4 protein-coding genes and 1 pseudogene are annotated in these 5,092 nt (G+C 42.5%); 1 reads left to right on the forward strand and 4 read right to left on the reverse strand.

The genetic code is table 11. The annotated features are described in order from the left end of the window. Positions 1–189, reverse strand: a pseudogene (locus F6K37_RS31685) (PEP-CTERM sorting domain-containing protein); the annotation flags it as partial. A gap of 184 nt (positions 190–373) precedes the next feature. Here F6K37_RS31685 and F6K37_RS31690 point away from each other — a divergent pair. Then, entirely contained in the window at positions 374–904 is a 531-nt protein-coding gene (locus tag F6K37_RS31690) for a GNAT family N-acetyltransferase (protein WP_287254541.1), read from the forward strand. 27 nt (positions 905–931) lie between these two features. On the opposite strand, the gene F6K37_RS31695 is transcribed toward F6K37_RS31690, so the two are convergent. The 3 genes from F6K37_RS31695 to F6K37_RS31705 form a co-directional block, all read right to left on the reverse strand. Then, positions 932–2,149, reverse strand: a complete 1,218-nt coding sequence (locus tag F6K37_RS31695) for a tetratricopeptide repeat protein (RefSeq protein ID WP_229420171.1) — start codon at positions 2,147–2,149, stop codon at positions 932–934. Further along, complete coding sequence (locus F6K37_RS31700) at positions 2,146–3,576, reverse strand: caspase family protein (RefSeq protein WP_071106196.1); 1,431 nt, start codon at positions 3,574–3,576, stop codon at positions 2,146–2,148. The genes F6K37_RS31695 and F6K37_RS31700 overlap by 4 nt, the downstream gene beginning before the upstream one ends. A 141-nt stretch (positions 3,577–3,717) precedes the next feature. Continuing rightward, positions 3,718–4,899, reverse strand: a complete 1,182-nt coding sequence (locus F6K37_RS31705; RefSeq protein WP_008181916.1) for a hypothetical protein — start codon at positions 4,897–4,899, stop codon at positions 3,718–3,720. Positions 4,900–5,092 lie beyond the last annotated feature (193 nt).

Below are 5,092 nucleotides of genomic sequence, written 5' to 3' on the forward strand. Positions count from 1 at the left end.
AATTTCAGAAATCAGGAAAAAACCCAAATCATCAGGAGTATCATTAGTAGTGAAAGTACCACTGGCTTCGATACCAGGAGCAGAATAACTCCAGTTCCAATTTAAAGCTGAAGCTGCCTGGGGTGCCACCAAAACCAATCCAGAGGTAGCAATCAGGAGTGTGCCAGATAGCAGAGTTAGATTTTTCATAGAAACCTTGGGTTGATCAAAACTGTAATTTAGACTAAACATTGAATAATATAGCGTTTCTCTCAGTTATGAGGTACGCTTTTCAACTTCAAAGTCCCCCTTAATAAGGGGGATTTAGGGGGATCAAGTTGTACCTTATGGGATATAGAATTAAATAATAACTCAATACATGAAGCCGCACAACATGATTATCCGAGATGCAGAAATAAGGGATCGTGAGAGCGTGCGCTCCTTACATATGTCAGCCTTTCCTACCGGGGAGGGTGATCTTGTGGCATCTCTCGCTGATGACCTCATATCCAATATTACCGAGCCATGTACCTTATCATTGGTAGCAGTCGATGACAATAAAATAATTGGAAACGTTGCATATAGTCCTGTATTTATTTCCGAAAAACAAGATTTTCATGGCTATATTCTGGCACCACTCGCTGTTAAGCCAGAATGCCAAGGTAATGGTATCGGGAGTGAACTAATTGATGCTGGGATTAAGAGATTGCGTAGTATGAATGTGAATATTGTCTTCGTGTATGGTGATCCTAGGTATTATCAACGATTTGGCTTTAAGGCAGAGTTGGCAACACATTTCATTCCTCCATATCCATTGCAGTGGCCTTTTGGTTGGCAGGCGCTCCTACTTCGCGAGATAGAGAAGTCAGGTGCTGCTGTGAATATCAAATGCGTAAAATCTTTAAACAATCCTAAACTATGGTGATAGGTTGCTAGGATTGCAATAACACTTTCAATTATGTTTTAAAACCATAGTATTATCGTTAGTTTTAGGGATGGATTTGCTGCCAAATTGTACCAAATACTCTTCCCATACTCCCCTGAGCCGCATAGTCCTAGATTCCTGGCATAAAAAGATTTGAAAGATTTGGTTGATTTTCATAAAGGGGTTTTGACAAGCGGATTTGGTATTAGATCTTCCCAATAGATCTTCCAAGTTAAGGGAAATAATGCGAGTTGTAGGATGTTCCTCTCCCAACTGTTTGACAGCAATCTTTCGAGCCTGCTGGTACAGGGGTTCCGCTTCCAAGTACTGTCCCTGACTTTCGTACAGTACTGCCAGGTTGTTGAGGATTTCTGCCACATCTGGGTGTTCTTGGCCCAGGAGGCGTTTCCTCAGGTCTAAAGCTTGCAGGTAAAGGAGTTCCGCTTTTTGGTATCGCCTCTGACTATAGTACAGTAAAGCCAGGTTTTGGAGGGTGCTTGCCACATCTCGGTGTTGTTGACCCAGCAGACGTTTCATCAAGTCTAAGGCTTGCAGGTAAAGGGGTTCCGCTTTTTGGTATCGCCCCTGCTTCCAGTACAAATAAGCCAGGTTGTTGAGGCTGATGGCCACATCAGGGTGTTCTTCACCCAAGCGCTCTCTAACCGTTGATAAGCATTGCTCATACCAAGGCCATGCTTGTTCGTAAGCGCCTTGACCATGGTAAAACCAGGCTAAGCCAACAAAAGGACAGATTAAATCTTCGTTATTTAAGTAATCCTTTTGGTTAGTGACAACTTCCACCAGGTGAGGGATAGCAGGGGTAATTGCTAGAATGTCTGACTGAGTTGGGGTCTCAGGAATATTCTTTGCTATTGTTACTATCGCTGAACAAAAGCCCTGTTTGAGGATTTCAATATCAGCTAATTGTTCCCCCTTGATACTCAAAAAGTCTCTAATCCGTTCCTGAAGTTGGTAGGTATTATCATCCAACTTCTGTAGTAAATACTTTTGAACTAAGATATCCCGATTAACGACCAAATCAAAGTCTAAGCTAGCAGCTCTAGCAGCCTTTGAAACTAATGACCAGGGAATAGGAGCTAAAGCAAATAAACTCAAGAGACCAGCCATGGTTTGAGCTGAAGACTCTAAGGAATCCCAATTGAGTTCCAGCACAACATCTGTACCAGAGTCACCTTCTTGAGATTGCTTCTGCTCTAGGAGCAATAAAATTTCTTCTAGCATCATGTACTCCCTGGCTTTGAGAACAGCCCTGCCAACGTATATAAAGCTAAAGGTTCAAAGTGAACTTTTTTACAGAGTGTTTTGGCAAACTCTAGCTCTTGTTGATCAAACTCTTGCCTTAACAAGTTTGCTAATAACTCTAGAGCCTCATTTTCTGGTAATCCCCCCAGAGAAAGTGATGGATAGGTTAACTGTGAGCTACGTGTGGTGATTAATACCCTGAATCGAGAACCCATGGGCGGTAAGTAGTCTTTGATTTGCTCGATGTTAGTGACATTATCGAAAACTAATAAAACCTTACCTGGTTGCCAGCTACGCCAGCAATAAGCTAGTTGGCTAGCAATGCTGAAATTTTCAGGAATATTAAAACCAGGAAATTCATTCACAATTGCAAATTCCGAGAGCTGGGTGACGATATCCACTCCCTTGAAATACAACCAACAACATCCACCGGGATAATCTTCTAATTTGTACCAAGAGTATTGAATTGCTAGTTCTGTTTTCCCTACTCCCCCCTTACCTGTGCGATCAGTAATCGCCACAATAGTATTGTCTTGCAATAGCTGATGTAACTTTTCCAGTGGCTGGTGTCTATCCACAAACTTACAGGCTTGAGTACTGGGTATATTGTGGGAAATTTCAAAGGGATTAGGATGATAATCCTCCCGATCACCATCCCAACTGCGCCGATAAAAATAGGTTGGTAGTTGTTGTTTATTTAAACTAGCAAATTGTTGTTTAACGTGCTTAGCAACTGCTGGCATATCTGGCAGCCAGTCATGGTGCGCCAACGCTTCTCTTACTGCTTGGGAAAAGTATCCCATTTTTTCTGAGGAGTTAACTTTGGCTGTCTCCCCTTCTCTAGTAGCTAGTAAGACAAACTGTTGACTGTCTTTCCTAGGTTGACCACTAGGAAACTGTTTCCCTCCCAAATTGGTTGGTCGCCCTTTTGACTCTAAAACATAATTAGCACAAGCATCGACTATACAAATATGATGTGGAATTTTAAAGGCATCTGAACCTAAAAGCAGTAACAGGGAATTAAAATCTAGATTCTGCCAATTATTTTTACTAGCATCAGCACAAAGTAGCCTGCGATTCCGCTCCGAAGTAATTAAACCATGACCAGCCCAAAACATAAACAGTAAATCTCCGTTTTTTTGGGACAGGTCATTGGTAATGATATCAACTAGATTATGCTCCGTTGCTGGCTTTGACGTTATCTCAAATTCCTTAACCAGTTCACTATTTTCAGTTAAAGGAGACAAACAGAGCTTGATATTATCTGTTGGCACTGCTTGTGATAACAACCAATCAGCAAACTTGATGGCATCATGAACGGGACCATTAACATTCCAGTTTGTTGCTTGATAGTTCTCGATACCGACAATCAACCCATAGGTTTTTTCTGGCCTAGCATTAATGGTCATGGAGTGCATCTCACTTTTATAAATGTCCCGTAGGGTGCGTTAGGGGCGGACTTGCCATGATTTTTTGCGTAGCCAGGGTTGTGATAGCCCGCCCCGTAACGCACCACCGGTTCAAACAGCAAATATGAGATGAACCCATAGTCATGGTAATCGCGGGATAATTGCTTTCCAGGTAGCTGGGTTTGTCCAATAAGCACTATGAGCTTGGGGAAACGGTTGTTTACTATCCACCAAAACATCCTGCACTTTATTAGGGAATAGAGTAGCGCCAATGTAACTAAGGAAATCGCGTGAATCATAAATATTCAACCACTCCGGAAAAAAGTCGGGCAGAGGCTGACCAAATTCTAGGCTATATAAGCCATTAATTTCGTATAAAAAGGGAGCTTGAGAACCAACTGTAATTAATAATGTCACCTGTGCCATTGGTTCAGTTACCAGTAAATCAACACAAGCAATCCCTCCTAAACTATGGGCTAATATAACAACTGGTGGTTCAGCATCTTCTATAGTTTTTTGGATAAAATCACGTATTTTATGACCCCGACTTTGATAGAGTATAATATCACCAGGTGTAGGAGTATTTGCTTCAGTAATTGCACCCCTCTTACTCCTCACCCAAGCTGTCGCTGGACCCGCCAATAAGGAAAGTGGTTTCTGGATCCAGTCACCCAATCCCAAGTCTTCCTCCTTACCCAAAGCATTACTGAGTGATTTCACGAGTTGATCACGCAATTCCGGATCAGGAAGGATGAAGCCATGGTGGTGCTGCTGAGAGTCAAAAATTGCCTGAGCAACAATTGCTCTTGCGATAGTATCATAACAGTCACTATCTGAATCAGAGACTTGGTTTAATACTTCTTGATAAACAGCACTGCGAGTAACATGGCGTCGTGCCTGATCAAACACCTCTGCTATGCCCGCTGCTTGTAATTTTTCTTGCAATTCTCCAGTAGGAATCAAATCCAGCAACCGGTCATGTAATTGATCACCCGGTTGTTCTCCAAAGGGATTACTATCACCACCAGTCCTAGGTTTAAACGACAACAATCCCAACTCATAAAGGGGATTGCGATATAACTCCTGCCAAAGAATAATAGTTTGATCCTCTTCTTCTCCCTGATCCAGAGCTAAGGTAGCATCATACAAGGGTATCGATGCCCCTTCAGCATTGAGCTTACTCCCAAATTGCTCACCCCAAAAGCAAGGAACAACGGTAATATCTGGACGTTGTTTTGTGACAAAACCCTCAACTATCTTAAAGGTTTGCTCATAGGCAGCTTGCCTAACCCCTGTGCCATGGACAAATACGAGAGTTGTCATAGTTGAGAAGATAGTTGATCAATATCTATATATTTTACTGTGAGCGGTCAGCGGTCAGCGGTCAGGGGTCAGCGGTCAGGGGTCAGCCGTCAGCGGTCAGCGGTCAGCCGTCAGCAGACTTAACTCAGATTAAAAGAATGCTTATATCTTTTATTCAAAAGCTGAAAGGTAAGCATATGCCCTACGTGCAGGC

Origin of the sequence: Moorena sp. SIO4E2, assembly GCF_010671945.1 — a bacterium.
In the GTDB taxonomy this organism is placed as follows: domain Bacteria; phylum Cyanobacteriota; class Cyanobacteriia; order Cyanobacteriales; family Coleofasciculaceae; genus Moorena; species Moorena producens.

Bases quoted from the DNA above. Each gene is read 5' to 3' on its own strand.
- F6K37_RS31700 (WP_071106196.1), bottom strand. From the start codon at position 3,576: ATGACCATTAATGCTAGGCCAGAAAAAACCTATGGGTTGATTGTCGGT.
- F6K37_RS31695 (WP_229420171.1), bottom strand. From the start codon at position 2,149: ATGATGCTAGAAGAAATTTTATTGCTCCTAGAGCAGAAGCAATCTCAA.
- F6K37_RS31705 (WP_008181916.1), bottom strand. From the start codon at position 4,899: ATGACAACTCTCGTATTTGTCCATGGCACAGGGGTTAGGCAAGCTGCC.
- F6K37_RS31690 (WP_287254541.1), top strand. From the start codon at position 374: ATGATTATCCGAGATGCAGAAATAAGGGATCGTGAGAGCGTGCGCTCC.